Origin of the sequence: Collinsella aerofaciens, from assembly GCF_019131995.1 — a bacterium.
In the GTDB taxonomy this organism is placed as follows: Bacteria; Actinomycetota; Coriobacteriia; order Coriobacteriales; family Coriobacteriaceae; genus Collinsella; species Collinsella aerofaciens_S.
On sequence record NZ_JAHONA010000003.1, the window covers coordinates 37770 to 64422 of the forward strand.

Consider the following 26653-nt stretch of genomic DNA (forward strand, 5'->3'; position numbering starts at 1 on the left):
GCTCACAGATGAACCTGACCTCCCAACAACAAGCCCTACTCGACGGCGTCAAGGGCCCCGCCATGGCCAAAGTGGTCAAGACCCTCGTTATGTACGGCGAATGCTTTGGCGCCGAGCGTATGGTTCCCGTGACCGGCGCAAACGGTCATCTTGTCACAAGTTTTGGCCTCTCCATGCTCGGTCCAGTCTATGATCTTATGGATGAGCTGCTGAAAGACGGCGCCCTGTCCGGTCAGTCATTCTCGGTCGACCCGAGACCCCTCGACCCCGCCGTCCCGGCCAACCCGCTGCAAAAGCTGCTGTTCAAGATTATGTATTCCAAACAAGACGATTATGAGGCACAGCTGCGCAGCATGGGCCTATTGGACAACGATGCTTTCACCTGCACCTGCTACCAGCCCGAAGTTGGCAATCGACCTCGGCGTGGCGACATCCTAAGCTGGGCAGAAAGCAGCGCGGTGGTCTTTGCCAACTCCGTGTTGGGCGCTCGCTGCAATCGCAACTCCGGCATCATCGAGATGTTCGGCTCAATTGCCGGCTTTGTCCCGGAATTCGGCTTGCTCACCGATGAGGGCCGCAAGGCGACCTGGATCATCGAAGTCGACTGTAAGCGCAAGCCCGAAGCGCAAGTGCTTGGCAGCGCCATCGGCATGAAGGTGATGGAAGACGTCCCTTACATTAAAGGCCTCGACCGCTGGCTTGGCCGCGAACTCACACCCGGCACGCAGGACTACCTTAAGGACATGGGCGCCGCCAGTGCATCGAACGGCGCTGTCGGGCTCTACCACGTGGACGGCATCACGCCCGAGGCCGTCGAACAAGGCGAACACCTCATAGCACCAGACGCCCAAATCTATCGCATTGACGACGCCGAGTTGGAACGCATCCGCTCGAGTTACCCCGTTATGTGGAAGAACCCGGGCGCGCGCCCCAAGCTTGCCTTCATCGGCTGCCCCCACCTCTCGTCTGCACAACTCGTCCATTGGGCAGACGCCATCTGCGATGGGCTGAGCGCCTCCGGCAACTGCCGCGTGCAAGTACCAGCCGTACTGACCGCCGCCCCATCCGTGGCAGACGCCTTCCGCAAGACTGCGGCATACAGACGCCTCTCGACTACCGGCGCCGTCGTCTCGAGCATCTGCCCGCTTATGTACACCAACAACCCGCTGTGCGGCAGCATGCCCATCATCACCAACTCCAACAAGTTGCGTACGTACTCGGCATCGCGCTACTACACCGACGACGAGGTGCTCGCCTACGTCACCACCGGAAAACCAATCAAATAGGAAGGCGACTCCTCATGGAAAAAATCTTTCACGGCCGTGTCGTTGTCCCCGGAACTGCCCACGCCAAGGCACTTGTCTCTCACGGAGGGCTCAACACACTCGCATCGTTTCAGAAGGCACTGATGTTTGGCGACAAAAAGGCCACGTGTTCCGACCAAAACAATCCCGACTTGTACGGCAAACCTTTGGCGGGATGTGCCTTGTGCCTTCCGCAGACTATCGGATCCACCACAGGCGGCATGGTGCTCTTCTGCGCCACCAAAATGGGGCGCCAACCCGCATGCCTGCTGTTTTCCAAACCCATTGACAGCCTTGCCGCCGCTGGCGCGATCCTCTCGGGTGTATGGACCGACACCCCCATGCCCACCATTGACAACCTGGGCGATGAGTTTCTCGATGCCGCGTCGACGGGAGACGCCATCACCGTGACCGAAGACGGCACGGTCATCGTCGGCTAAGGCTATCCGACCCACCGCCCGCAGATGAACAACGTGTTTCGCCATTTCCCACACGCGGTGCGGGCGATAATCTTGACGTATTCGATATACAACACGAAAGGAGTCCCACCATGGGAGCATCGGTATCGGTCGCACAGGGCGCGCCTCTTGATGCAGGCACCTACAAGGCAGACGAGGCAGCCGTCGAGCGTTTTCGCGAATTGCTCCGCATCCCCACCGTTTCGCGTGAGGACATCGCCGAGCGCGACGATGAGCCCTTCAGCCAGTGGATTCCCACGCTTCAGCGACTTTATCCGCATTTCTTTAAAGTCGCCGAGCTCACACGCGTCGACGACTTTGGCATGCTCCTGCGTTGGCCTGGCGCCGATTCCGCCTTGGACCCCATCGTCATGATGGCGCATCAGGACGTCGTGCCCGTCGAGGGCCAAGACTGGAAGCATGATCCCTTTGGAGCCGAGATCATCGACGGCGAAATCTGGGCCCGCGGATCACTCGACACCAAGTGCATCGTCTCGGCTTTTTTCGAGGCCGCCGAGCATTTGATTGCCCAGGACTTCGTTCCCCCGCGCGATGTCTGGTTCTTCTCGAGCGATGGCGAGGAAATCGCCGCACCTACTGCAACCCATGCAGTGCAGTGGCTTCGCGAGCATAACATCCATCCCTATATGGTGCTCGATGAGGGTGGAGCCGTGGCAACCGACGCCCCGCTCGGCGTCACCGAACCCGTTGCCATGGTAGGCGTGTCCGAGAAGGGCCACGTCGACCTTACCGTCACGGCGCGCGCCGACGGCGGCCATGCCTCTACGCCTGCGGCAAACGATGCCTGCCGTCTTCTCTGCCGTGTATGCGAAACTATCTCGGCCAACCCCGGCAAGCCGCAGCTCACGCCCGCCGTCGAGGCCACTCTGACCGAGCTGGGTGCCCGTAGCAGCGCGACGTATCAGGCAATCTTTGGCAACCTGTGGCTCACGCGCCCCGCGGTTACCAAGATCATGGCCGCCAGCCCCGAGACCTCGGCCATGCTGCGCACAACCTATGCGCTCACGCAGCTCGAAGGCTCCAACGCGCACAACGTGCTGCCACCGGTCGCTCGCGCCAATTTCAACGTGCGCATCGCTCCGTTCGAGACCATCGCCGATGCCGTTGAGCGCGCTCGCAGGCTCGCCGCTCAGCAGTGCCGCGCCTCGGGCGTAAGCCCCGACCATGTCACCGTCGAAATCAACGAGGCGATTCCCTACACCGAGCCCGCGCCCATCTCGCCTTACGAAGACGATGCCGCCTTCAACTACATCCATCGCTGCGTGTCTGGTGTCTATCCCGAGGCCGGCTTTGCCCCCTACGTGCAGAACTCCTGCACCGACTCGCGCGAGTTCAACGAGATCTGCGATCGCGTCTACCGCTTCTGCGGCTTTATCTACTCGGGCGAGGCGCGCAAGCTCATCCATGCCGCCAACGAACGCATCGGCGTCGACGTCTACAAGCGCGGCATCGAATTCTATGTGGCGTTTCTCGCCAACCTTAAACAACTGTAGGACAGGAGGGCCGATAGCGCCCCTCCCCGCTTTTACCGACCAGGAGAACCAGCATGACCCAACCGAATCTTAAGCGGGCGGCCCGGCTCGATACCAAGGCCGTCGCCCTCGCCTCTCTACCCTTTATGGGCATGATCAGCTTTTGGCAGGTCTACGACGGCATCGTTCCCAAGATGCTCACGGGGACCTTTGGCCTATCCAACTCGCTCACCGGCGCGATCATGGCCATCGATAATGTCTTTGGTCTGTTCCTGCTTCCGCTCTTTGGCATCCTCTCGGACCGTTGCACAAGCAAACTCGGGCGCCGAACGCCCTTTATCTTGGGCGGCTCCGCGGTGGCGATGTTCTCCGTCCCGCTCATCGCGATTGCCAACAACATGGGCAGCCTACCTCTGCTCCTTGGCGCGATTATCCTCACGCTTTTGGCAATATGCGCCTACCGCACCATGACGGTTGCCATCGTGGCCGATATTACGCCTCGCCCACTGCGAACCAAGGCGGACTCGATCGAAAAGATCGTCGGCTATGCGGGAACGGGCCTTATGCTCGTCGCTATCTCGGTCATGGTTCCCAAGGCCGACAAACCCGATTATCTTCCGCTCTTTATCTTGCAGGCCGCTTTTATCCTCGTGTCGGCCGTTGTCTACGGCATCTTTGTCCGTGAGCCCGCCCTCGTCGAAAAGATGCGCGAGAAATCGCTGTCCATGGGCATCGACGAGGATCAGATTGACAAAGATGACTCCCCCGAGGCCGGCGGTAAGGAACGCATTGTAGACACCGGCGTGCGTCGCTCCATCATCATGCTGCTCGCCGCAACGTTTTTCTATTACATGAGCTATAACGCCATGACCACCAATATCAGCCGCTATGCCGATATGTTCTACGGCATGGAGGGCGGTTCCTATGCCATCATCAATATCGTGACGATTGCAGGCGCGCTGCTAAGCTACGTTCCCTTGGCAAATCTTTCGCTCAAAATCGGCCGTAAAAAGGTCGCCCTGGGCACCGCCGTCATCATGGTTTTATGCCCCGCGCTTCTTTGGCTGGCACCCGGTTTCTCGCCCGTGCTGTACGGCGTCTTTTTGTTGATGGGCGTTGCGCTGGGCGGCGTGGACCTGTGCGTGTACACGATGATTCTGGAGTGCTGCAGCTCCCAAAGCGTGGGCCGCTACTCCGGTTACTACTACACCGTGAGCATGGCGGCTCAGGTGGCGACACCGATTCTCTCCGGCATCGTTATGGACGTGGCGCCGTCGATGCTCTTCGCCTACATCACGGCAATGGGCATGTTTATGGCCGCGAGCATTGCCGCCGCCAAGCACGGCGATGCCATCTTGATCGACGAGGTCGCTCGCCGCGAGGCAGCAAAGTAGGAGACCGAATTAACTACCGTGCGAAAGGGGTCGGACGGGCAAAGCGCCCATCCGACCCCTTTTTCGTTTCATCCTCAAGAAGCTTATCGAAGCCTACCCCACCGTGACGGATTCCCCAGTAAAGGTGCTGATGAGCAGCAGGATAAAGAACGCCAAGTAACTGATGCTCAGCGGGTACGCAATAATCAGGAAGACGACCCAGCCGGCATTGGTGTTACCATCGGCACGGCGTTGCTCGCGATTGCGGCAGAGCCAAATCGTCACGCCAATGGCCACAATCAACAGCACAAGTGCCGCTGCCGCCAGTCCAGCAAGCGCAAACATCACGCCAATGCTCACAGCAATAACCGGAAGCAGCAGCAAGCCGCATCCACACCCACCGGGACTATAAACGACAGTCTGTCGGCGCTTCATCATCACTCCAAGTCAAGCAATCGTTTGTAGACATCGAGGCCCTTGAGCAAAATTTCCTCATCAAAGAGCATGGTATCAGTGTGAAGAGCGCTCATCGCATAGGCTGGGCAGCCATCAGCGTCAATCGGGTTTTCTTGCGCCTCCGGCACGCCCGTGCCCAGCAGGAAGAACACGCCCGGCAGATGGCGCTGATAGAAGGCGAAGTCCTCGGCAATCAGCAAAGGCTCATCCACGAGCTGCAGCTCGGGCAAGGCAGACGCGACATTGGCAAATAACTCGGGGTCGTTGTCGACCGGCGGATAGCCCTCGGCAAAATCGAGATCGTACGTGCAGCCCGTTGCGGCGCAGGCATCGTCCAGCACGCGGCGCACGCCCTCGCGTGCCCGGTCGAACATGTCGTCTGTAAACACACGCAAGCTACCGGCAACATGGGCCTCCCCCGCCACCGCATTGCAGACGGTGCCGGCCTGCAGCAGGCCAAACTTACCGATGCAGGGCTCATCGGCACCCAGCTCGTCCATCAGCTCGCGCTCGGCAACCAGGAACTTTGCCGCCGCCAGCGCTGCGTCATGTGATTCCTCGACTGGAACGCCGTAGGTCTTGGCGATATGGATGCTCGTGCCATGGATATGAATGTGCGTCTCGCTCGAGCGCGCCAGCAGCGGACCGGGACAGCTCGCCAGCGCACCGGCAGGAAGATCGGGCCACACGTGAAAGCCAAAGATGCGGTCGACCCCGTAGCGCTCGAACACGCCGCTCTCGCATACCGTCTTAGCGCCACCGGTTGTTTCCTCGGCCGGCTGGAACACAAAAAGCACGTTGCGCTTAATAACGCCCGGCTGCTCACGAATCGTACGGTCGACAAAAGTTGCCGCCGCGAGGGCCATAGCCATGTGCCCGTCGTGGCCGCACGCGTGCATCTTGCCGGGATGCGTCGAGGCAAAAGCGGCGCCCGTCGTCTCCGCAATAGGCAACGCATCCATATCGGCACGAATCGCCGTGGCATGCGAGGCACCCGTGCCAGCGTCGAAGAAAGCGCACACGCAACTAGGGCACGGATGGATCACCTCGCAGGCAAGCGGAGCGAGCACGCCCTCGATATAGGCGATAGTTTGCGGAAGATCGAAGTCGAGCTCCGGAATGCGATGCAGGTCGCGACGATAGCGACGGAGTTCTTGGAGCTCGGTCATGGGGATTCCTTTCATGGGGCAACTCAGTTGTCACCTATTGTGACGCAGGATTGTGGCGCCCTCGTTTCTAGCATGATGCTGCATTTTTTAAACGTTATATACGAATACTCTTGTTTGGTAAAGTGCAACGTGGTAGGGTCTTTACCACTTGATAGAGGCGCGGGCACGAAGAGCCGCGGGCGAGTCGGCAGACTTTGACCCCGCGGGGAGGCGAAACCCGCCGAACTGGGTTTTTCGGGCACGAACAGCCTGGTGGGCCTGCGGGAAACACTCGCAGGACTGTCTGCAGCAATGCGGGAGCGCTATCCGGACATTGGGTCCACGCTATGCGGATTCGATGCGCAGATGGCGCCGTCTGGATAGCGAGGTTTACGGGACATGGCATTGACCCCCAACGAGGCATATGCGGCCAAGCAGCCGTTTGTGGACAAGGAGACACTCGAGCATATCGTCGAGCAGTTCCCCACGCCGTTTCATCTATACGACGAGGCGGGTATCCGCCGCAACATGCAAGAAGTGCGCGACGCCTTTGCGTGGAACCCGGGGTTTAAGGAGTACTTTGCCGTCAAGGCCAACCCCAACCCGGCCCTTATCTCAATTCTCAACGAATACGGCTGCGGCTGCGATTGCTCGAGCTATACCGAGCTCATGATCGCCCGCTCGCTGGGCATCACCGGCCATGACATCATGTTCTCGTCCAACGACACGCCGGCGGCAGACTTTGAGCTCGCCGACAAGCTGGGCGCCATCGTCAACTTTGACGACATCAGCCACATCGAGTTCTTTGAGCGCGTTGCGGGACCCATCCCCAAGACGGTCAGCTGCCGCTTTAATCCGGGCGGCCTGTTCCAGCTCTCCAACGGCATCATGGATAACCCCGGCGACTCCAAGTACGGCATGACCACCAAGCAGCTCTTCGAGGCCTTCCGCATGCTCAAGGCCAAGGGTGCCGAGGACTTTGGCATCCACGCATTCCTTGCCAGCAACACCGTCACCAACGACTACTACCCCAAGCTTGCGCGCATCCTCTTTGAGCTTGCCGTGCGCCTGGAGCGCGAGACCGGCGCACATGTCGCCTTCATCAATCTATCCGGCGGCGTCGGCATCCCCTATCTGCCCGAGCAGCAGGCCAACGACATTCACGCCATCGGCGAGGGAGTGCACGCGGTCTATGACGAGATCCTGGTTCCCGCCGGCATGGGCGATGTGGCCATCTGCACCGAGATGGGCCGCTTTATGATGGGCCCCTACGGCTGCCTGGTCACCAAGGCCATCCACGAGAAGCAAATCTACAAGGACTATATCGGTGTCGACGCAAGCGCCGTCGATCTGATCCGCCCTGCCATGTATGGCGCCTACCACCACATTACGGTGATGGGCCAGCCGGGTGGCTCCGACAAGACCGCGGCTCCTGTCACAAACACATACGACATTACGGGCAATCTGTGCGAGAACAACGACAAGTTCGCCATCGATCGCGAGCTGCCGCAGATCGACATGGGCGATGTGCTCGTGATCCACGATACCGGCGCGCATGGCTACTCCATGGGCTACAACTACAACGGCCGCCTGCGCTCCGCCGAGGTGCTGCTGCGTCCCGACGGCTCGGCCGACCTTATCCGCCGCGCCGAGCGCCCGGGCGACTATTTTGCCACGCTCGACGTGCTGCCGTGCGGCCGAGAGCTGCTGGCCAAATCGCGTGCCGAAAGCGCTCGTCGTCGCGCTCAGGACGAGCGCCTGGCCGTCGCCGCCCAATGGAACAAACGCATCCAGATCGCGGAAGCGAAGGGGAAGAACATGGATATCCGCAACCTCGAGGGCTCAATCGTCGCCCTCGTCACGCCGTTTAAAAAGGACGGCAGCGTCGACTTTGACGCGCTCGAGCGCCTTATCGATTTCCACCTGCAAAACGGCACCGACGCCATCCTCACCCTGGGCACCACCGGCGAGAGCGCCACAATGACCGATGACGAGGACAACTCCGTCGTCGCCGCCGTGGTCAAGCATGTTGCAGGACGCGTCCCCGTCATCGCCGGCTCGGGCTCCAACTCCACGCAAACCATGCTCACCAAGTCGCTCACTTACCAAGGCCTGGGCGCCGACGGTCTGCTGCTCATTACCCCCTACTACAACAAGTCAAATGAAGAGGGCATCTACCAGCACTTTAAGACCGTCGCCGATGCCGTGGACATCCCTTGCATCCTCTACAACATCCCCGGCCGCTGCGGCTGCGGCATCAGCGAGCGCAACGTAGAGCGCTTGGCCGCGCACCCCAACATCATGGGTATAAAGGAGGCCTCGGGCAACGTCGCCTACGCGGCCAAGATCGCACACCTGCTGTCCGACGACTTCCGTATGTACTCGGGTGAGGATGCCCTCACCGTGCCGCTCATGAGCCTGGGTGCCTCGGGCACCATCAGCGTGTGGGCCGATGTTCAGCCGCAGCTCGTGCACGACATGTGCCGCGCCTATCTGGACGGTGACGTGGCACGTGCCCGCGATATCCAGATTGCCGGCCAGCCGCTCATCAACGCCCTCTTTAGTGAGGTCAACCCCATCCCCGTCAAGGAAGCGCTCGCCCAAATAGGTATGATCGAGGCAAACTACCGTATGCCGCTGTGCCCCATGGCCAACGACACGCGCTCCGCACTTACCGATGCTCTGAAGGGAGCTGGTCTGCTTGATTAAGACCGTCATTATGGGAACGGGCCGCATGGGCTCGCTCATCCGCACCACCGCCGAGGGCGTTGTCGACGCCGCCGGTCAGCCCGTTTTTGATATCGTCGCCCAGATCGGCTTCGACTTGTCCGAGCTCGAGAACGCCCCGGCAGCCGACGTCATCATCGACTTCTCGAACGTTGCAACCTTCGATGCTGTCGTCGCCTATGTCGAGCGCACGGGCGCGGCGTTGGTCTCGGGCACCACGGGCTACACACCCGAGCAGATGGATCGCCTGCGCGAGCTGGGTCAGTACGCCCGCGTCATGCACTCCGGAAATTACTCCATCGGTATCGCAGCCCTGCGTCATCTGGTGGCCCAGGCCACACGCGAGCTGCCCGGCTTTGACTGCGAAATCGTCGAGACGCACCATAACCAAAAGGTCGATGCCCCCAGCGGCACTGCCAAGTTGCTGCTCGATGCCGTCGTCGAAGCCGAGCCCGAGGCAGGCTACCACCCCGTCTATGGCCGCGAGGGCATGTGCGGAGCGCGCGACCCCAAGGAGATCGGCATGCACTCGCTGCGCGGTGGCACTGTCGCCGGCGTGCACGAAGTGAGTTTCTTTGGCCAGGACGAGGAGGTTACGCTCGCGCACCGCGCCACGAGTCGTCAGATCTTTGTCAACGGCGCCCTAGCAGCCGCGCAGAAGCTCGTCACCCGCGAGCCCGGCTTCTATACGTTCGACCAGGTCATGTTTGCTTAACCAGGTATCAACCGGATTCACTCAAAGGAGAGACAGCAAATGAGCAATGCAGCCGAGATGGATGCACAGGAGATTATCAACTACATCGCCACCGCGCCCAAGAAAACGCCCGTCAAACTGTACGTGCGCGAAAAGCCGGGCATGAAGGTCCAGTGGGGCAACGCACACGTCTATGGCGGTCGTCGTGGCAAGACTGTTTTTGGTGACTGGGATGAGCTTAAGGCCATCCTGGACGCCAACGCCGACTCCATCGATTACTACGACGTTGAAAACGATTGCCGCAACTCCGCCGTACCCATGCTCGACCTCAAGGGCATCAACGCCCGCATCGAGCCGGGCGCGATCATCCGCGACCGCGTCGAGATCGGCGATCGCGCCGTCATCATGATGGGCGCCATCATCAACATCGGCTCCGTCATTGGCGAAGGCTCCATGATCGATATGGGCGCCGTGCTGGGCGGCCGCGCCACCGTGGGCAAGAACTGCCACATCGGCGCCGGCACCGTGCTGGCAGGCGTCGTGGAGCCCGCCAGCGCCACGCCCGTCATCATCGAGGACGATGTCATGATCGGCGCCAACGCCGTGGTCCTGGAGGGCGTGCACGTAGGCAAGGGCGCTGTCGTTGCCGCCGGCGCCGTGTGCGTCGAGGACGTCCCCGCCGGTGCCGTCGTGGCCGGTGTCCCCGCCCGCGTCATCAAGATGCGCGACGAGAAGACCGACAGCAAGACCGGCCTCGAAGAGGGCTTGCGTCAACTTTAATAGTTACGGCGTTTTACCAAACGCCGTAACTACTCGACGCTGCAAACGCCCCAGAGCGGCAATCTGACGTTCAATCGTCGGGCATGACCAAAAGGTCAATGTCCTCCTCTTTCACGTCACCATGCTCGCTCTGGGTCGTTTTCGCTGACGTATGCTCAACCTGCGGCGCAATGTCAGCAACCAAGCCGAAAACAAAAAAGGCCGAAGCCCATCGGGGCTTCGGCTTTCATCATCTCAGGGTTCCGTCGTATTCAACCATGGCGGGTCGCTTTGACAGGCGCCCTGCGGCCGTCTTATAGACCTCGGAACGGTCGCGCCGCCCTATTGCCACGATCTCGGCAATCTCAACCGTTCCGTCCTCCCGGATTCGAAAAACCATTCGGAGTCCTGCATTCCGCCATTTGATCTTTTTGCAGCCGGCAAGCTCACCGTGAAGCGGCGTTCCAATTTCATCAGCGCGCGTCTTTAATTTCGCGACTGCAATACGGACGAGTCTTCGCTGAGATCCATCTAGTTTTTGATACTCCTTCTCGACGTCTCGATTCAAAAAGCCGACGACAAAATGCCCACTCATTCGAAAAGATCCTCATCGGGAATCGCGTCCGGATCCATCGATTCAAACTCCGCGAGCTCCTCGGTAGTTAGGGCGTCCTCAAACGGAACAAATTCATGCGGACCATGCTTGACTCGATCCGCAGCGATGCGATTTATCTCAAGTTCGTGCAGATACTGCAGCGCGCCGTACATTTCCTCATAGGCGGCATAGTCGATAATCACGGTATCGATATCGTTATGATCGGCAATGAACTGTGGTGCGCGTTTTGCGCGTTTACGAATGGCAGATAAAGACTTGCTTGCTTCGGTAGCCGAAACAACCTGGTCTTTTGTAAACACCGGTTTTTCCAGAACAAGTGGGGACATTTTGACCTCCAAAAAATAATCTGGATTATATTTCAAAGTATACTTCAAAATATAATCCAGACTTTTATTCGAAAGAAAAAAGCACTATCGATTCTCGATGCTGCCGATATTCTTGAGCTCGATGGAGATGAGGCCGTTGGGCTCGTTGACAAACTCGATGTACTCAGAGTTCGAACCCATCTCGGCCGGGAAGCTGATCTCGATGCCCGTGTCGGTACGGATCTTGTGATTGCGCACCGCCGCGCGTTCGACCTGCTTGCGCTCCACGGGCACACGCTCAGGCACCTTCTCCTCAGTCAGTGCCGCGCGCACGCTCTCCTTGATAACCGGCTCGTCCTCAAAGACCTCATCGACGATATCCCAAGGGGGCAGTTCCTCGTCATCCTCAACTTTCTCGGCAACAGCAGCCTTAACCTTGGCGAGTGCTACAGCCGTGTTGGCACCGTGCTCCTCGGCGACTTCCTCGACCACACGCGTCACGGTGTCGATGACCTCCTTGCCCGATACCCCCGTGTCGCACTGCAGCAGGCCATCGGGGATAAGCATACGGTCCTCGCCGGCAATCTTGCGCTTCTTGTCCACGTAGCCGATCTCCATGGTGCTTGCGCGCACGATGGCATAGCTCGGCACCTTTTGCGAGGGGTTCGGCAGAATGGCGTAGTGGCGCGCGATGTCGTTGCGCACCTCCCCTTCCTCGCGGCCCACTTCGTGCATGAATGCCTGCTTGGAGCCCAGCAGCATCACGGCAAACCAGCGGGCATCCTCATCGTCGTCAAAATCGGCCACGAGCACGTCGGTGGACTCGGCTTTCTCGGCTTTGGTGAGCTCGGAGGAGATAAACTCCGCAATCTGCTGCGACAGGTCCACGAACTCGCGCTCGCCAAAGAAATAGCCCTTGAGCTCGCCGCCAAACGCAGAGTTCTCGGCAAACGTGGCGCGTTTATTGTCGGCCGAGGTGCGCGCGCGGCGCAGATGCGTGGTCACGAAGTTGCGCACGGTGCGGCTCTCGATATCCAACTCGCGCTGGCTCATAACGTTGACGGCAGAGTCAAAGTCCAGGATATGCAGAATCGCGTGATTGATTTTCATATACGGCATTCCGTTCTAGATCGATTTCGGCACGAACCAGTATAGCGGTCGAGCCCGCCCCAGACGCATCGAAGATTGGTGCATCGGGGACAGGTGCTTTGCACCAATGGCTAGCGCAGGAGCTCGGACTGCCAAGCCTCGAGCTGTTCTGCCAAACTCTTGCCGGCAGCGGGCATGTCGATCTGGGGTCGTTTGGGCAGCAGTGCGCATTTAAGGATTGCCACGATGGTCTGCGAGACAAAACGTCGCGTATCCTTGTCAAAGCCTTGCGCAGCCTGGAGCATCACGGGCAGGCTCTCGCGCAGATTCCCAGCGATATCCGCAAACCGCTCAGCACCCGTAGCCTCAAACACAGAGAACAACGCATCTACAAAACGCTCGCGCTCGCTGGGCGACACTGCAAGCAGCATCTCGCGAATGGAGCCATCAACGTATCGAGCACCGGCAGACAGGCGCTCACAGTACACGAAGTCGTGGCCATCAACCACCCAGCTAAAGGGATTGTGCTGCAGCAGGCTGAACTCGGTGCTCTCAACGATGGCATAGTCCTCCTGTGTCTCGAACATCATGCCAAAGATCGACGACCGAGGTAGCGTCTTGTCGATTCGACCGGAAAGATCGGCAAAGGCGTCGCCGTTCAGGAACTCCTCGACGAAACCCGGACCATCATGGGAATATGCCCGTTCGATTCGCTCACGGGCGACATCGGAGCACATTGCCGCACCGTACACCGCAAGGTTTCCACCCTTGGAATGACCTCCGCACAAAAGCGGCCCGTCAATCGCATCCGCCGCCTCGTCCACATAACGTGCCGCGGATTCCTGGGCCGGCACAGGACACCGGAACGCCATGTTAAAGTCCTCTTTCCAACCCACAATCGTGCTGTCGGTCCCCCGGAAGGAAAGGTAACTAAACCCCGCCGGAAACCGGAACGCCATGGCTGCAAACTGCTCCGTCGCCACCACATCGCTCACAGCACGATAGCCGCAAACGTGCACGCCACGGTAGCGAGGACTTGCTGCCACGGCCTCCAACAAGGCCCTGCTCCCCTCCGGGTCCCACAAGTCGTCAATCATGTCCCGATAGCACTCGGCACGCAGCAGCTCGCGTACGTCTAGGCCCTGCCAGTTCGTCAGCTCCGCCATATCACCCGGCAAACGCAAATAGGACAACCACGCAAAGACCAGGCTATCCACCGCGCAGAACGGCCGCTCCTCAAACGGATCAAACGCCGTCTGGGCATAGGTCAAAAAATTAGGCGAATCCGACATGGCCCTCCCATCGACTATAGTGCATTGGGGTCAGGTTACTTTGCACCAAAAAAGCGCCCGGGCCGCGTGGACTCGGACGCCTTCATTGTAGCTTTTCGCTCTAGCGAGCTTGATTTAGCAGGAGAAGTCGACGCTGTCGATGATGTCCTTGAGGGCCTTGGCGGAGGCGGTGAGCTCATGCTGCTCGTCATCGTCCAGCGGCACGGGGACGCGGCAGACAACGCCGTCGCGGCCAACGACGGTCGGCATAGAGATGGCAAGATCGGACAGGCCGTACTCGCCCACCATGAGCGAGGAGACGGGCAGAACGGTCTGCTCATCGCGCATGACGGCGGTGCAGATGCGCTTGACGGCCATGGCGACACCATAGTAGGTGGCGTGCTTCTTCTCGATGATGGTGTAGGCGGAGTTCTTGACGTCCTCGGCGATACGTTTCTCGGCGGCTTCATGCTCCAGGTGGCCGTGAAGCTCGCAGAAGGTGTTCAGCGGAACGCCGGCAACCTGAGCGCTGGACCAAGCGACAAACTCGGAGTCGCCGTGCTCACCCATGACGTAGGCCTGAACGTCGCGCGGGTCAACCTCGACGTGGGCGCCAAGCATCTGCTGCAGACGGCCGGTGTCGAGCACGGTGCCGGAGCCGATGACATGGCCCTCGGGCAAGCCGGACATCTTGATGGCGGCATAAGTCAGAACATCGACCGGGTTGGAGACGATGAGCAGAATACCGTCAAAGCCGGACTTCTTAATCTCGGGGATAATGGACTTAAAGATGTTTACGTTCTTGTTGACCAGGTCCAGGCGGGTCTCACCGGGCTTCTGGGCAGCGCCAGCGGTGACGACGATCATGGCGGCGTCGGCGACATCGGAATAATCGCCGGCGTAGATCTTCATCGGCTCGGCAAACGTCATGCCGTGCGCGATATCCAGAGCCTCACCCTCGGCGCGGTTCTTGTCCACGTCGATGAGGACCATCTCGGAGAACAGACCGCTCTGCATCAGAGCGAACGCCGAAGACGAACCGACGAAGCCGCAGCCGACAATAGCGACCTTCTTCTCGTTAACCATTAGAAACTCCCATCTCTCTCCACAAACAAGCCGCCCGGGAACGACCCGAGCGGCTTGCCGTAATCCCAATACATCCAATCGGGACTTTGATTATGCTCCTATTCGCAGCCAAAAATCGACCGTTTACCGAAATTGTTTGCAGAATTCGTAAAATAACTGTACGAAATCGGTTTCGATATATTGACGAGGCGAAATAGCTTTCTAATACAGGCCCGCCTCGCGAATGGCCTCGACAGCCAAAGCGATCTGGTCGGGCGGCAAGACCAGCGCCATGCGCACGTGTCCCTCGCCCGAAGGACCAAAGCTCGCGCCCGGCGTCACCACAACGCCGGCCTTCTCCATGAGCTCCTCGCAAAACGCCATCGAATCGGTGCGGCCACCGGGGAGCTTGGCCCACACAAACATAGAGCCATGCGCGTTGGGACGCTCCCAGCCCAGGCCCTCAAGACCGTCGCACAGGACATCGCGGCGCTCCTGGTACTTCAGACGCTGTGCCTCGACCTCATCGCGCGGGCCATTAAGGCACGCGATAGCAGCCTTCTGGATCGGGAGGAACATACCGAAGTCAATCTGGCTGCGCAGCTTGGCAAAGGCCGAGACCACGTCCTCGCGACCGACCAAAAAGCCAATGCGGGCACCGGTGACGTTAAACGACTTGGAAAGCGAGAAGAACTCCACACCCACCTCGAGCGCACCGGGATACTGCAAGAAGCTGCCACCCGGCTCGCCGTCGAACACGATGTCGGAGTACGCGTTGTCATGGACGATGAGCAGGTCGTGCTCGCGGGCGAAAGCGATGATCTCCTCGTAGACCTCGGGCGTGCCCACCGAGCCCACCGGGTTGGCGGGCAGCGACACGATCATATACTTGGCACGATCGGCAACCTCGGGATCGATACCCGCCACATAGGGCAGGTAATTGTGCTCGGCAATCAGCGGATAGTACTCGAGCTTGGCATCGGCGATCTTGGCACCCGCCTCAAAGACCGGGTAGCACGGATCGGGCACCAGGATGGTGTCACCCGGGTCGAGCAGGGCCAGACCCAAATGACCCACGCCTTCCTGCGTGCCGTTGCACGACTGCACCATGGACGGCGTAATGCCCGAAACGCCAAAGCGGCGCTCATAGTAATCGCACACAGCCTGCTTGAGCTCGGGCAGGTCGCGCAGGGCATACTTCCACATCTCGGGATCTTGGGCTGCTTGCGTGAGTGCCTCGACCACGTGATTGTACGGCTTAAAGTCGGGCGTGCCCACGCTCATGTTGTAAATGGTCTTGCCCTGAGCCTTCAGCGCGAGCAGTTTGTTGTTGAGCGAGGCGAAGACCTCCGCGCCAAAGCGGTCGAGACGCTGCGATGCCTGCATGGTGCCACCTTTCGATATAAAAAACGCGGCGCTCCGACAAGAGCGCCGCGCGATACGGGCCATCAGATTGCAAAAGTGTAACGCTTGCAACCCCCGCATTGGTTCAATTTGGCCAACCTCAGTCAATTGGATTGAGCGCGTCGATCTGCGCAAGCCACAGACACGAGCTAGCGTCACTCGGCATACGCCAATCGCCGCGCGGGCTGAGCGTCACCGATCCCACCTTGGGACCATCGGGCAGGCAGCTGCGCTTAAACTGCTGGGCAAAGAAGCGGCGGTAGAACGTACGTAGCCACGTGTGGACGGTCTTGACATCGTAGACGCCCTCAAAGCTCTTGAGCGCCATGCGGTAGATCTTGCCCGGCTCAAAGCCAAAACGCAGCAGGTAGTAGAGGAAGTAGTCGTGCAGCTCATACGGGCCCACCAAATCCTCGGTCTTCTGCGCAATCTCGCCGTCGCCCGTGGGCGGCAGAAGCTCGGGGGACACCGGCGTATCGAGGATGTCGAGCAGCGTCTCGGCAATACGCCCGCCAAACACATCGGCCGCATAGCGCACCAGATGGCGCACAAGCGTCTTAGGCACGCTCGCGTTGACGGCGTACATGCTCATGTGGTCGCCGTTATAGGTAGCCCAGCCGAGCGCCAGCTCCGACAGGTCGCCCGTGCCGATGACAAAACCGCCAGCCTGGTTGGCCAGATCCATCAGAATCTGCGTACGCTCGCGCGCCTGGCTGTTCTCGTAGGTCACGTCCTGCACGGCCGGATCATGCTCGATATCCTTAAAGTGCTGTTCCACGGCAGCATGGATTGAGACCTCGCGGAAGCTCACACCCAAGTCACGAGCGAGCGACTCGGCATTGGACTTAGTGCGGTGCGTCGTGCCAAAGCCGGGAATGGAAACCGCCGTGATACCCGTGCGCGACAGCCCCAGCGCATCGAAGGCACGCACGGTCACAAGCAGCGCTAGCGTGGAGTCCAAGCCGCCCGAAAGGCCGATGACCGCAGCCTTGGTACCTGTGTGGGCGAGGCGGGTCTTGAGGCCCGCAGTCTGCAGACCGAGGATCGTCTCGCAGCGCTCGGCCAAGTCGCCGTGGTCGGCCGGCACAAAGGGCGCGCGCGGGAAAACGCGGTCGATATCGCAGGCATCGCGCAGGACAGGTTCTTCGGCCAGCACGCCCTCAAACGAAAACTCAACGGCCGTGGCCTCCGGCGCATCGTCGGTGCGCGTCCACGTCGTCGAGCGACGGCGCTCGGCAACCAGGCGGTCAAGGTCAACGTCGGCGATGGCCATATCGCAGGTAAGCAGTTTGGTCGCGGCGAGCTTGGAGCCGTTTTCGTAGACGAGGTTCTCGCCCGCAAAGACCATGTCGGTCGTGGACTCGCCCTCGCTCGCGTCCGCGTAGGCATAGGCGCAGTACAGGCGCGCGCTCTGGTTGGAGATTAGGCTGCGGCGGTAATCCGCCTTACCGATAATCTCGTCCGAAGCCGACGGATTGAGGATCACCGTCGCACCGGCAAGCGCCATCTCGGTCGAAGGGGGCGCCGGCACCCACAGGTCCTCGCAGACCTCAACGCCCAGCACCATATCCTCGGCACCTTCATCACAGCAGCGGTAGGCAAGCCCCGAACCCAGCGGAACCGGACCCTGACCGGCAAACTCGACCCACACGGGATCCGCAGGCGATGGAGCAAACCAGCGACGCTCATAGAACTCACCATAGTTGGGCAGATACTTCTTGGCCGTAAGACCCAAAAGCTCGCCCGCGCAGCACACGGCAGCGCAGTTGTAGATATTCTCGGCAACTGCAACGGGAAGACCGATGGTAAAGACAATCGGCAGATCGCGGGTTTCATCGAGAATGTGCACAAGTGCCGTCTCGCAGGCATGCAGCAGCGTGCGGTTATGGAACAGATCAGCCGCGGTATAGCCAGTCAGATTAAGCTCGGGCAACACCAGCGCGCGAACGCCGCGCTCGGCAGCATCGCGAACAGCCGCCAGCGCAACCTCGGCATTGCCCTCGACATCGGCCACGCGAATCCGCGGCGACGCCGCCGCCACACGCAAAAAGCCATCAGACTGAGAAAGGTGAAGATTCATAAGAATGCTCCCGTGCGTAGACGCCATTCACAACAATTAGCAAGCCCTATTGTAGTTCAACCGCCGGGTGTAACCGCATCCCACCAACTTGGTGAGCTATTGATGAGTTGATGGTATCTGTTAAATGTCACGTACGATTCACATCTGGTGGGTACCCTGATGGCTACATGAAACGAAGCAGATTTACACCGGGAGGACCCCGTATGACAACCAAGTACACCGACGCGCCGCGCACGCGCGTCATGACACCGGCCGCGCTCAACAACGGCGTGCACGAAAACCATTCCATCGGACAGACCATGGCCATCGCGCCCAAAAAGGGCCTGTTCGATGACATTTCCATTCCTCAGATCATCGCTGGCGCCGCAGCCGCCGCCACAAGTGTCGCGCTTGCTTCCAAGATTGGCATCGCTGGTTCAGTAATTGGCGCCGCCGTGAGCTCGGTCATCACCGTTGTGTCCTCGCAGGTCTACCGCCACTTTATCTCTGCCAGCGCCAAAGCCCTCAAAGGTACGCACGCCGACGTCGACTACCCCGCCGGCGCCTATGAGCCCGTTGAGCTTAATGCCGAGGAGCACCTGGGCGGCGCCGCGACTACGCAGGAGATGCGCCAGGTTGCGGGGCGTGCGACCACGGCGCGCGTCGCCCCTAACAGCCTGCGCGCCAAGGCCGCGGCAGAGCGCAGCCAGACGCAAAAGAAGGTCATCGTCTTCTCGATCGCCATCGCCATCGTCGCGGTCATCGCCTGCACCGGCGCCATCCTTATAACCACCGCCGGTGAGGGTCTGGGCGAGCGCCCCGAGCCAATCCTTTCGTCGCGCACGACCGAGAGCGATGCAAATGGCAACACCCAGTCGCAAGATCAGCAGGCGCAGACGGACGATACGCAAGACAGTTCTACCTCTGCCAATTCGTCCTCGAACACCCAAAACCAATCGCAGGGCACCGATTCCTCTACGGCCAACAGCAGCACGCCGTCCGGCACGACCGACTCAAGCCAAACGACTGGCGGTTCGCAGCCGAGCACGGGCGGCCAGACGAGCGACACCACTTCGGGAACGGGCACAGCAGACAGCAACAACACCAACAGCTCGAACAGCTCGAGTGGAACCGCGTCCGGCACGGCATCTGACAACTCGAGCCAAGGCACGGCATCGGGCAACTAAGTACATTTGCCTCTCATAGATAACCGACCTGTACAACGGGCGCGAATCGAAAGCGGTTCGCGCCCGTTTGCCTTGGGCGCCGCCATGGCGAACGCTATGCGATGGTAAGATGCTTTACATGTGTAAAGAGGAGATTTGCCATGAGCAAGACAATAGTTAGGCCCACGCTTTCGCTGGGCAACCACATCTATCTGTATCGCCTGCTGCGCGACGCGATTGGGTGCGGCAAGCAAACGTTTATGACACAGGTCGAGGAGGCGCTCGCCGCCGGCGACATGACCGCTTATGACCTGGGCTTTGAGTCCACGCGTGAGCTGCTCGAGGAGCTCGACGACTGCATTAAGCTGACCGTCTTTAAGGGCGGTCGCCTGTATGCCACCGTCATCGCCAACGAGGCTTGGGATGCCGCCCTTGCCAAGGGCGAGGACAAGCCCAAGGCAGCCAAGGGAGCCAAGCAGTCCTACAAAAAGAAAAAGCGCGGCGAGAAGGACCTCAAGGCCGTGCGTCCCAAGCACGTTAAACGTCCCAAGCCAGAAACCATGGTTGAAGCCGTGCCGGAGCCCGAGCCCGAGGCAGAGATCGAAGTCGCTATTGAGGTAACAGCAGAAACCGAAATCACCGCCACGACCGATCCCGAAGTCATATCTGAGCAGGAAACCACTGCGGAGCTCAACGAAGCTCCCAAGTCGACAACCGAAGAAGCCGCTGACCAGCCCGAGACGTCTGCATTCCAAAACAGCGATGTCTTTGGTGACAAGGCCGAGGACGATCAGTCCGACGAGCCCGCAGATCAAGACGCTACCGAGTCGACGCCGGAGCCCGAGGCACCGCAGCCCGCCATCTCGCTCACGGTCGTCTATGACCCCGAGAACGCAAACGCCGGCATCACCACCATGGCATCCACGCCCATCGAGGCAAAGTCGAGCGTCGAGAATCAGAGCGCTCCGCAAGTCGAGTTCGACACCGCGACCGCAGACGCACCTGCCATCGTCGAGCCCGCAGATTCCGCGGCGATGCCGAAAGCGGACACCGAATCAGTACTCGGCGCCGAACCCGCGCCCGTCATCGAGGTGACGCCCGTCAATGAGCAGGCCTTCGCACCGACGATGGTACCGGCCCCCGCACCCGTAGCGCCCGCCATCCCCGAGGACTTCCCCGTCGATTTCGCAACCGAGGTCTTCTGCCCCGGTCCGTTGCTACACCAGCTGTCGACCTATCTCCCCTACGGCGCCGATACCCTCGGCATCGTCGGCGAGTACTACTGGATCGCCCGCGAGCGCGGTACCATCGAGGCCGCGCGAAACCGCGCAAGCTTCCCCCTGCGCTACACGCAGGCCGGCGAGCGCCACGAAGTTACCGTGCGCGTCCGCCGCAACACCACCGGTGGCCTCGGATCCACCTGGGCCATCGATAAAGTCGAAGAACCCGAGCAGTAACGACAAACGGCTCAAATCCAAATCAGGATTTGAGCCGTTTTTATTTGTTGATGTTGCGTAACCAACAGCGAGCGGGCCGCAAGTGCCCCAGGTTGCCGTGAAAGAGGAGCGACGCGTACTTCGGTACGCGAGCGACGGCTTGAACGGCAAGATGGGGTGCTTGCGACCCGCGCAGCGTCGAGCAGTTACGCGGTTTGGAAAACCGCGTAACGATCTAGTCGCGCGTCAGCTTACGGTGGATACGATGCGGCTGGGCCGCGTCCTCGCCCAGGCGCTCGATGCGGTTGGCCTGATAGGCCTCGAAGTTGCCCTCGAACCAATACCAGTTGCCCGGGTTCTCGTCGGTGCCTTCCCACGCCAGAATGTGCGTGGCGACGCGGTCCAGGAACATACGGTCATGGCTAATGACCACCGAGCAGCCCGGGAACTCGAGCAGCGCCGCTTCGAGCGAGGACAGCGTCTCGACGTCGAGGTCGTTCGTAGGCTCGTCGAGGAGCAGCAGGTTGCCGCCCTGCTTGAGCGTGAGCGCCAGGTTCAGACGGTTGCGCTCGCCACCGGAAAGTACGCCAGCGCGCTTCTGCTGGTCCTGGCCCTTAAAGCCAAAGCTCGCCACATAAGCGCGGCTCGGAACCTCGGTCTCGCCGACCATCATGTGGTCCAGGCCGTCCGAGACGACCTCCCATAGGTTCTTATCGGGGTCGATGCCGGAACGGTTCTGGTCGACATAGGAGATCTTGACGGTCTCGCCCACCTCAAGCTCGCCCGAAGTCAGCGGCTCCAGACCCACAATCGTCTTGAACAGCGTGGTCTTACCGACACCGTTGGGGCCGATGACGCCCACGATGCCGTTGCGCGGCAGGGTGAACGAAAGGTCATCGATGAGCACGCGGCCATCGAACTCCTTGTGCAGATGATGGGCCTCGAGCACCTTGTTGCCCAAACGCGGGCCCACAGGGATGCGGATGTCGGTCCAGTCGAGCTTCTGGCTTGCGCGGGCCTCGGCCTCCATCTCCTCGTAGCGAGCCAGACGGGCCTTGTTCTTTGCCTGGCGAGCCTTGGGCGAGCTGCGCACCCACTCGAGCTCGGCCTCCATGCGCTTGGCGAGCTTGGCGTCACGATTGCCCTGTGCCTCGATACGCGCGGCCTTGGTCTCCAGATACGTGGAGTAGTTGCCCTTGTAGGGATAAAGGTGACCGCGGTCGACCTCGCAGATCCACTCGGCAACGTTATCCAGGAAGTAGCGATCGTGCGTGACGGCAAGCACCGCGCCCTGGTAGTTGTGCAGGAAGTGTTCGAGCCACAGGATCGACTCGGCGTCCAGGTGGTTCGTGGGCTCGTCGAGCAGCAGCAGGTCGGGAGCCTCGAGCAGCAGCTTGCACAGGGCCACGCGACGGCGCTCGCCGCCGGAAAGCACGTTGACCGGCATGTCGGAATCGGGCAGCTGCAGGGCGTCCATGGCCTGGCCGAGCTTGGAATCGATATCCCAGCCATCGGCGGCATCGATCTCGTCCTGGAGCTTGCCCATCTCGGCCATGAGGGCATCCATGTCGCAATCCGGGTCGCACATCTCCTCGCCGATCTTGTTGAAGCGATCGACCTTGGCGATCATATCGCCAAACGCCATGCGCACGTTCTCGATGACGGTCTTGTCATCGTCGAGCGGCGGCTCCTGCTGCAGGATGCCCACGGTGTAGCCGGGGGTGAGCCTAGCATCGCCGTTGGAGACCTCCTCGATGCCGGCCATGATCTTGAGCAGGGTCGACTTGCCCATGCCGTTGGGACCCACGACGCCGATCTTGGCACCAGGGTAGAAGCTCAGGGTCACGTCGTCAAGGATTACCTTGTCGCCATGGGCCTTGCGAGCCTGATACATCTGATAAATGAACTCCGCCACAGTCATTTCTCCTTATCTAGCTGCGGAAATCTTCTCCCCCTCTCCGTTTTGGAAAAAGCGGAGAGGCAGTTCGCGCGTTCTAATAAAAAGGGGCATGGTTGCCCATACCCCCTAATACTACCTGGGAAAAGTCCCCCGGAACATACTATGAACTGCGTACGCTAGTTTTCCGCAACCTTAACGAGCGGCTCGCTGCGATTTGCGCCACAACAGATACGAGTAGACGTAGACGGCTCCAACCGAACCAAACGCCAGAACCGCAATCACCGCGGCGACGACTTCACTCGAAAGCACGCTGCCTGCCACGCCCATCACAATCAGGCCAATACCCAGCACCATAAAGCAGGCGCCGCCAAAACGCTGCGTACGGCGCCAGTTCTCGGGATCGGCAAGCGCCCAGGGTGTCTTGATACCGAGCGTATAGTTCTGCTTCACACGCGGCAAGTAGTTGCCTACGCCGATGAACAGCAAACCGACAACACCGGAAATCAGCACGTTAACCGAACCGACCGCCGGCACCACGCCCCAGACCGTAAGCTCTCCCAGCCAGCTTATGGCGCACATGAACAAGGTGAAGGCGATTACGAAGCCCTGGTAGAACTTGCCCGAGGTTCGATATGCCTCACCTTTGGGGTCGATGCGCGGCACCACGCAGAACATTGCGAGAAGCGCCAGAGGCAGCGCGCCGAGCGCGGAGGCCATCCAGCTAGGACCCCAACCGTCGACGGCGCCGTTCGCGCCCCAGTGCGTGGGAATCTGCGCAGGCAAGCTCGGCATCACCATGAGGTGCGCTACGACATTGGCGACGCACAGAGCGACCAGCGCAATCCACACGCGAGACGATACCCCCGTGGGGTGAATGCCCTTGTTTTCGTTATTCATCCTTATCACCTTCCGTGTTTGTAAAGCCCATAAACCAACCGATCAAGTCCTGCATGACGGTGGTGTTTAAGCTGTAAACGATGTTTTGGCCATGACGTTCGTCGGTTACCAACCCGGCGTTTTTAAGCGTCGCCAAGTGATGGCTCAGTGACGGCTTGCTAATGTCAAAATGCTCGGCAAGCTCCCCGGCCGTACAATTGCCCTCGCGCAGTAGTTCCAAAATGCGCCGCCGCGTAGGATCGGCCAGCGCCTTAAAACCCTCTCCCGGCATAAGACCTCCTCTCATCATCTCTCATGACGCGCATACTATACTCGATATTTAGATGTTTGTCTAACTATCTAATCGCAATGCTTCAAACCACATTAAAGCAAACGCCATCGCAACCTATGGGCGATTACCTATAATGACGATAGCTAAAACACGATTCGCTTCCCCATCGGAGGATATTTATGACCGAAACCACAGCCGCAACTCCCATCGAGACACGCGACACCAAGCTCGAGATCATCATGGGCCGCGAGGCACTCGATAAGCTCGCCAACGCCACGGTGCTGGTGCTCGGCTGCGGAGGCGCGGGCTCCAACTGCTGCGAGGCACTCGCCCGCGGCGGCATCGGTCACTTCGTCATTCTGGACAAGGACATCATCGCGCCCAGCAATATCAATCGCCAGGCCATCGCATTTCACAGCACCATCGGCAAGCGCAAGGTCGACGTTATGGAGGCCATGATCAAAGACATCAATCCTGCCGCCACCGTCATCAAGCGTACCGAATACCTGCTAAGCGACAACATCGACGAATTCTTCGCAAGCGTTTTGGAGCAGACAGGCGGCAAGCTCGATTACGTCATCGACGCCATCGACACCATCTCGGCCAAGCTCACCATTGCCAAATATGCTCAGGACCACGACATTCGTTTGGTTAGCTCCATGGGCGGGGCCAACAAGCTCCATCCCGAGTGTCTCCGCTTTGCCGACATCTTCGATACGGTACGTGACCCTATGAGCCGCATTATGCGCAAAGAATGTAAGAAGCGCGGAATCAAGAGCCTGCACGTGCTGTTTAGCTGCGAGGAATCGGTTAAGACACAGCCCCGCGACCCTTCCAACATCCACGAGCGTACCGAGCTCGGAACCGCCAGTTTTATGCCGCCCATCATGGGTCAGATGATTGCCGGCGAGGTTATCCGCCAGATCAGCGGCCGCGGCACCGAACGTGTACGCTCCGATGGCCAGCGCCTGGACTAGCGGAACGCGCCGAGATGGAGCCCCGGTTATTTGATGCACACTGCCATCTTGATTTGATGGCATACCCGAATGCTGTTGCCGACGAAACTGCGGCTATAGGACTGGGGGTCTTTGATTGCGGGGTCGACCCACGCGACTTCGCGGCAGCAAAAAAGCGTGCCAGCCGCTACCCAAACATTATCGCGGGCGTCGGCCTCCATCCCTGGTGGCTCGCCGACGGCCGCTGCGGTCCTGCCGAAGTCAATCTGCTTTGCGAAGTTGCCGCCCAAGAGCACTACATCGGCGAAGTCGGACTCGACTTTTCCGCGCGCTTTGCTGGAAGTGAGCCGCTACAAATACAGGCACTTAACCGGCTCTGCGATGCGCTCGTGCAGCATCCTCTTACCGGGCGCGTGATATCAATTCACGCCGTTCGTTCGGCAGGAGCCGTACTGGACGTCCTCGAATCGCATGGACTACTCATCCCAAACCCCGACTCCCCCGTTATCATCTTCCACTGGTTTAGCGGTACTTCGGACGAACTCGTCCGCGCGCGTAATGCGGGCTGTTATTTTTCCGTCAACGAACGCATGCTCGCGACCAAGCGCGGTCGCGAATACGCACGACAGATTCCACTCGATCGTTTACTGCTCGAAACCGATGCGCCGGCGGAGGCAAACACAGAAACAAGCGCGCAGTCGCTCATCAGATCGCTCGCAAGGACCTCGATGCGCATTGCCTCACTCAAAAACTGTGACGCAAAGCGCATCGAGTCGGTAGTTTTAGCAAATGCGCACGCTGTTTTTGACCTTCGCTAAGCTCGGTGTGCAAAAAACGCCAAATATGAGTACTGTTACCGGAATGGATACAGTACTCATATTTGGCGTTTTTTGCACACGAGGTCCCGGGGAGTCGACAATTCGACTCCCCGGCACTGCTCACCTATTCGGAAATCGGCGCTCCGTGGCCCCAAGAACCTTCCATGCCGCACACGGTCGAGGCAAACCCGGCAGCAAAGTCGAGCGCGCGCTCGATGGCCTCGGCGCCATCCTCACCGCGCTTGGCGGAATCGAGATAGCACATCAAAAACGAGGTGAGGAACGAGTCGCCCGCCCCCATGGTGTCCTTCATGTCCGTTACCGGTTTAGCCAGCTGGCGGTAATAACGCTCGCCGTCGTAAGCAATGCAGCCCTCGGCGCCCGCCGTAGCCGACACAAAACGCGGACCCAGGCCCTTCACCCATGCCAGACGCTCGCGAATCTCGTCCTCACTCGCAGCATCCGCCGCACTAAAGAAAGCAAAATCGACGTAGGGCGCAATCTGCTCGTAGTACTCGTCGGTGGAGTCGTCCGAAAAGTCAAAAGAGACCGTGACGCCCGCAGCCTTCAACTTGGGAAGCTCGCGCTCGGTAAAGCAATAGTTGCCCGAATGAACCACATCGAACTGCTTCATGTACGCAAGGTCAAAGCGATTGAGGACATAGCGCGCATCGCCACGGATACCGCCCTCGTTGGAGCCGAGGAAGACACGGTCACCGTCGACGACGGTCACGCGAGCCGCTCCGTTCTCGCCAATCATCTGCTCGCACTTGTCAAGCTCGATACCCTCATCCTCGAGGCTTGCAATGACATGCTCGGCAGCGGCATCATTGCCAAAAATTCCCATGTATGCGGAGCGTGCGGCACCGCATTTCTTGGCATAAACGGCGAAGTTCACCGCATTGCCGCCAGGATACATGGTGTGGATATGCTCGTAGCGATCGACGACGTTGTCGCCAAATCCGAGCGCGTTAACGTTAAATGCCAT

General features: G+C 59.8%; 24 protein-coding genes and 1 riboswitch. Of the genes, 11 read left to right on the forward strand and 13 right to left on the reverse strand.

The genetic code is table 11. The features are described 5' to 3' along the window. Window positions 1-8 precede the first annotated feature (8 nt). The 4 genes from KSY82_RS01430 to KSY82_RS01445 all read left to right on the forward strand — a co-directional run bounded on the left by KSY82_RS01430 (window position 9) and on the right by KSY82_RS01445 (window position 4649). A complete protein-coding gene (locus tag KSY82_RS01430) occupies window positions 9-1286 on the forward strand; it encodes an aconitase X (protein ID WP_254881659.1) in 1278 nt (425 codons plus the stop codon). Window positions 1287-1300: 14 nt separating this feature from the next. Further along, the gene (locus KSY82_RS01435; RefSeq protein ID WP_217749958.1) at window positions 1301-1744 is read left to right on the forward strand and encodes an aconitase X swivel domain-containing protein; all 444 of its coding nucleotides are present in this window, start codon (window positions 1301-1303) and stop codon (window positions 1742-1744) included. Between the two features lie 110 nt (window positions 1745-1854). Further along, window positions 1855-3276 (forward strand): M20/M25/M40 family metallo-hydrolase, encoded by a 1422-nt coding sequence (locus KSY82_RS01440; RefSeq protein ID WP_217749959.1) that lies wholly within the window; start codon window positions 1855-1857, stop codon window positions 3274-3276. Window positions 3277-3329: 53 nt separating this feature from the next. Next, the gene (locus tag KSY82_RS01445) at window positions 3330-4649 is read left to right on the forward strand and encodes an MFS transporter (protein ID WP_217749960.1); all 1320 of its coding nucleotides are present in this window, start codon (window positions 3330-3332) and stop codon (window positions 4647-4649) included. 93 nt (window positions 4650-4742) lie between these two features. Here the strand turns inward: KSY82_RS01445 and KSY82_RS01450 are convergent, their stop codons facing one another. Further along, the gene (locus KSY82_RS01450; protein WP_217749961.1) at window positions 4743-5063 is read right to left on the reverse strand and encodes a hypothetical protein; all 321 of its coding nucleotides are present in this window, start codon (window positions 5061-5063) and stop codon (window positions 4743-4745) included. Window positions 5064-5065: 2 nt separating this feature from the next. Then, window positions 5066-6253 (reverse strand): N-acetyldiaminopimelate deacetylase, encoded by a 1188-nt coding sequence (locus tag KSY82_RS01455; protein ID WP_254881660.1) that lies wholly within the window; start codon window positions 6251-6253, stop codon window positions 5066-5068. 144 nt (window positions 6254-6397) lie between these two features. Next, window positions 6398-6566: riboswitch (Lysine riboswitch) on the forward strand. Window positions 6567-6631: 65 nt separating this feature from the next. Between KSY82_RS01455 and dapA the strand changes: the two genes are divergently transcribed. The 3 genes from dapA to dapD are packed head-to-tail and all read left to right on the forward strand — an operon-like array spanning window position 6632 to window position 10433. Next, window positions 6632-8941: a 4-hydroxy-tetrahydrodipicolinate synthase gene (dapA, locus tag KSY82_RS10325; protein WP_254881661.1), complete on the forward strand. Its 2310-nt coding sequence runs from the start codon at window positions 6632-6634 to the stop codon at window positions 8939-8941. Further along, window positions 8934-9674 (forward strand): 4-hydroxy-tetrahydrodipicolinate reductase, encoded by a 741-nt coding sequence (gene dapB / locus KSY82_RS01470; protein ID WP_217749963.1) that lies wholly within the window; start codon window positions 8934-8936, stop codon window positions 9672-9674. The genes dapA and dapB overlap by 8 nt, the downstream gene beginning before the upstream one ends. A gap of 39 nt (window positions 9675-9713) precedes the next feature. Further along, window positions 9714-10433, forward strand: coding sequence for a 2,3,4,5-tetrahydropyridine-2,6-dicarboxylate N-acetyltransferase (gene dapD, locus KSY82_RS01475; protein ID WP_117564410.1), 720 nt, complete (start codon window positions 9714-9716; stop codon window positions 10431-10433). A gap of 229 nt (window positions 10434-10662) precedes the next feature. Here dapD and KSY82_RS01480 read toward each other — a convergent pair whose 3' ends face one another. The 7 genes from KSY82_RS01480 to KSY82_RS01510 all read right to left on the reverse strand — a co-directional run bounded on the left by KSY82_RS01480 (window position 10663) and on the right by KSY82_RS01510 (window position 18242). Then, window positions 10663-11007, reverse strand: coding sequence for a type II toxin-antitoxin system RelE family toxin (locus KSY82_RS01480; RefSeq protein ID WP_117759050.1), 345 nt, complete (start codon window positions 11005-11007; stop codon window positions 10663-10665). Then, window positions 11004-11354 carry a hypothetical protein gene (locus KSY82_RS01485; RefSeq protein ID WP_117759052.1) on the reverse strand — a complete coding sequence of 117 codons (351 nt, stop codon included), beginning with the start codon at window positions 11352-11354 and terminating at the stop codon, window positions 11004-11006. The genes KSY82_RS01480 and KSY82_RS01485 overlap by 4 nt, the downstream gene beginning before the upstream one ends. A gap of 84 nt (window positions 11355-11438) precedes the next feature. After that, window positions 11439-12443: a nucleoid-associated protein gene (locus KSY82_RS01490; protein WP_022094136.1), complete on the reverse strand. Its 1005-nt coding sequence runs from the start codon at window positions 12441-12443 to the stop codon at window positions 11439-11441. A gap of 110 nt (window positions 12444-12553) precedes the next feature. Further along, window positions 12554-13714, reverse strand: coding sequence for an Mbeg1-like protein (locus tag KSY82_RS01495; RefSeq protein WP_217749964.1), 1161 nt, complete (start codon window positions 13712-13714; stop codon window positions 12554-12556). A gap of 114 nt (window positions 13715-13828) precedes the next feature. Continuing rightward, on the reverse strand, window positions 13829-14779 hold the full coding sequence (locus tag KSY82_RS01500; RefSeq protein ID WP_117759056.1) for an L-lactate dehydrogenase: 951 nt from the start codon (window positions 14777-14779) through the stop codon (window positions 13829-13831). A gap of 201 nt (window positions 14780-14980) precedes the next feature. Beyond that, window positions 14981-16144: a pyridoxal phosphate-dependent aminotransferase gene (locus KSY82_RS01505; RefSeq protein WP_217749965.1), complete on the reverse strand. Its 1164-nt coding sequence runs from the start codon at window positions 16142-16144 to the stop codon at window positions 14981-14983. Between the two features lie 118 nt (window positions 16145-16262). Beyond that, window positions 16263-18242, reverse strand: coding sequence for an NAD(+) synthase (locus KSY82_RS01510; protein WP_254881662.1), 1980 nt, complete (start codon window positions 18240-18242; stop codon window positions 16263-16265). 203 nt (window positions 18243-18445) lie between these two features. Between KSY82_RS01510 and KSY82_RS01515 the strand changes: the two genes are divergently transcribed. Together KSY82_RS01515 and KSY82_RS01520 are read left to right on the forward strand one after the other, a co-directional pair. Then, window positions 18446-19408: a hypothetical protein gene (locus KSY82_RS01515; RefSeq protein ID WP_217749967.1), complete on the forward strand. Its 963-nt coding sequence runs from the start codon at window positions 18446-18448 to the stop codon at window positions 19406-19408. 140 nt (window positions 19409-19548) lie between these two features. Then, window positions 19549-20844 carry a hypothetical protein gene (locus KSY82_RS01520; protein ID WP_217749968.1) on the forward strand — a complete coding sequence of 432 codons (1296 nt, stop codon included), beginning with the start codon at window positions 19549-19551 and terminating at the stop codon, window positions 20842-20844. Window positions 20845-21058: 214 nt separating this feature from the next. On the opposite strand, the gene ettA is transcribed toward KSY82_RS01520, so the two are convergent. The 3 genes from ettA to KSY82_RS01535 form a co-directional block, all read right to left on the reverse strand. Continuing rightward, window positions 21059-22738 (reverse strand): energy-dependent translational throttle protein EttA, encoded by a 1680-nt coding sequence (gene ettA / locus KSY82_RS01525; RefSeq protein WP_055251458.1) that lies wholly within the window; start codon window positions 22736-22738, stop codon window positions 21059-21061. Window positions 22739-22915: 177 nt separating this feature from the next. Next, a complete protein-coding gene (locus tag KSY82_RS01530; protein ID WP_117583905.1) occupies window positions 22916-23620 on the reverse strand; it encodes an SdpI family protein in 705 nt (234 codons plus the stop codon). Next, window positions 23613-23891, reverse strand: coding sequence for an autorepressor SdpR family transcription factor (locus KSY82_RS01535; RefSeq protein WP_022094448.1), 279 nt, complete (start codon window positions 23889-23891; stop codon window positions 23613-23615). The genes KSY82_RS01530 and KSY82_RS01535 overlap by 8 nt, the downstream gene beginning before the upstream one ends. A gap of 179 nt (window positions 23892-24070) precedes the next feature. Between KSY82_RS01535 and KSY82_RS01540 the strand changes: the two genes are divergently transcribed. Further along, a complete protein-coding gene (locus KSY82_RS01540) occupies window positions 24071-24868 on the forward strand; it encodes a tRNA threonylcarbamoyladenosine dehydratase (protein ID WP_217749969.1) in 798 nt (265 codons plus the stop codon). Between the two features lie 14 nt (window positions 24869-24882). Continuing rightward, complete coding sequence (locus tag KSY82_RS01545; RefSeq protein ID WP_195503312.1) at window positions 24883-25665, forward strand: TatD family hydrolase; 783 nt, start codon at window positions 24883-24885, stop codon at window positions 25663-25665. A 124-nt stretch (window positions 25666-25789) separates the two neighbouring features. On the opposite strand, the gene KSY82_RS01550 is transcribed toward KSY82_RS01545, so the two are convergent. Further along, window positions 25790-26653, reverse strand: coding sequence for a PfkB family carbohydrate kinase (locus KSY82_RS01550; protein WP_215673803.1), 864 nt, complete (start codon window positions 26651-26653; stop codon window positions 25790-25792).

Excerpts from the sequence above, each read along its gene's own strand:
- KSY82_RS01430 (WP_254881659.1), top strand. The coding sequence starts at position 9 with ATGAACCTGACCTCCCAACAACAAGCCCTACTCGACGGCGTCAAGGGC.
- KSY82_RS01435 (WP_217749958.1), top strand. The coding sequence starts at position 1,301 with ATGGAAAAAATCTTTCACGGCCGTGTCGTTGTCCCCGGAACTGCCCAC.
- KSY82_RS01440 (WP_217749959.1), top strand. The coding sequence starts at position 1,855 with ATGGGAGCATCGGTATCGGTCGCACAGGGCGCGCCTCTTGATGCAGGC.
- KSY82_RS01445 (WP_217749960.1), top strand. The coding sequence starts at position 3,330 with ATGACCCAACCGAATCTTAAGCGGGCGGCCCGGCTCGATACCAAGGCC.
- KSY82_RS01450 (WP_217749961.1), bottom strand. The coding sequence starts at position 5,063 with ATGAAGCGCCGACAGACTGTCGTTTATAGTCCCGGTGGGTGTGGATGC.
- KSY82_RS01455 (WP_254881660.1), bottom strand. The coding sequence starts at position 6,253 with ATGACCGAGCTCCAAGAACTCCGTCGCTATCGTCGCGACCTGCATCGC.
- dapA (WP_254881661.1), top strand. The coding sequence starts at position 6,632 with ATGGCATTGACCCCCAACGAGGCATATGCGGCCAAGCAGCCGTTTGTG.
- dapD (WP_117564410.1), top strand. The coding sequence starts at position 9,714 with ATGAGCAATGCAGCCGAGATGGATGCACAGGAGATTATCAACTACATC.
- KSY82_RS01480 (WP_117759050.1), bottom strand. The coding sequence starts at position 11,007 with ATGAGTGGGCATTTTGTCGTCGGCTTTTTGAATCGAGACGTCGAGAAG.
- KSY82_RS01485 (WP_117759052.1), bottom strand. The coding sequence starts at position 11,354 with ATGTCCCCACTTGTTCTGGAAAAACCGGTGTTTACAAAAGACCAGGTT.
- KSY82_RS01490 (WP_022094136.1), bottom strand. The coding sequence starts at position 12,443 with ATGAAAATCAATCACGCGATTCTGCATATCCTGGACTTTGACTCTGCC.
- KSY82_RS01495 (WP_217749964.1), bottom strand. The coding sequence starts at position 13,714 with ATGTCGGATTCGCCTAATTTTTTGACCTATGCCCAGACGGCGTTTGAT.
- KSY82_RS01500 (WP_117759056.1), bottom strand. The coding sequence starts at position 14,779 with ATGGTTAACGAGAAGAAGGTCGCTATTGTCGGCTGCGGCTTCGTCGGT.
- KSY82_RS01505 (WP_217749965.1), bottom strand. The coding sequence starts at position 16,144 with ATGCAGGCATCGCAGCGTCTCGACCGCTTTGGCGCGGAGGTCTTCGCC.
- KSY82_RS01510 (WP_254881662.1), bottom strand. The coding sequence starts at position 18,242 with ATGAATCTTCACCTTTCTCAGTCTGATGGCTTTTTGCGTGTGGCGGCG.
- KSY82_RS01515 (WP_217749967.1), top strand. The coding sequence starts at position 18,446 with ATGACAACCAAGTACACCGACGCGCCGCGCACGCGCGTCATGACACCG.
- KSY82_RS01520 (WP_217749968.1), top strand. The coding sequence starts at position 19,549 with ATGAGCAAGACAATAGTTAGGCCCACGCTTTCGCTGGGCAACCACATC.
- KSY82_RS01530 (WP_117583905.1), bottom strand. The coding sequence starts at position 23,620 with ATGAATAACGAAAACAAGGGCATTCACCCCACGGGGGTATCGTCTCGC.
- KSY82_RS01535 (WP_022094448.1), bottom strand. The coding sequence starts at position 23,891 with ATGCCGGGAGAGGGTTTTAAGGCGCTGGCCGATCCTACGCGGCGGCGC.
- KSY82_RS01540 (WP_217749969.1), top strand. The coding sequence starts at position 24,071 with ATGACCGAAACCACAGCCGCAACTCCCATCGAGACACGCGACACCAAG.
- KSY82_RS01545 (WP_195503312.1), top strand. The coding sequence starts at position 24,883 with ATGGAGCCCCGGTTATTTGATGCACACTGCCATCTTGATTTGATGGCA.
- KSY82_RS01550 (WP_215673803.1), bottom strand. The coding sequence starts at position 26,653 with ATGGCATTTAACGTTAACGCGCTCGGATTTGGCGACAACGTCGTCGAT.